The 283-nt window shown below is 71.0% G+C and carries 1 pseudogene; it reads left to right on the forward strand.

Annotated features, from left to right (window positions below):
* Positions 1-16: 16 nt before the first annotated feature.
* A pseudogene (locus ASD62_RS20270) lies at positions 17-283 on the forward strand (hypothetical protein); the annotation flags it as partial.

A 283-nucleotide genomic window follows, 5' to 3' on the forward strand; every position in this document is an offset into this window, starting at 1 on the left:
GCTGGTCGAACAGGCCGTGAAGGAAGCCAAGGACGCACTGTTCCTGCGCCGCCGCGACACCGACAGCGGTGACGCCAGCGACCCCACCCGGACTGGCCGGGCTGCCGACGTCGACGACCGCTACGCGGGCTTGCCGAGCTACGCCGACGCCCTCGAGGAGATGGCCACCCGATCACTCGCGGCGGTCACCTCCACCAGCAGGTCGGCGCACTACCGGGTATACCTGCACCTCGACACGACCGGCGCCTGGGTCAACGGCGGCCACGCCATCCCCTTGCGCCTG

The organism is Phycicoccus sp. Root563, from assembly GCF_001427915.1.
Taxonomy (GTDB): domain Bacteria; phylum Actinomycetota; class Actinomycetes; order Actinomycetales; family Dermatophilaceae; genus Pedococcus.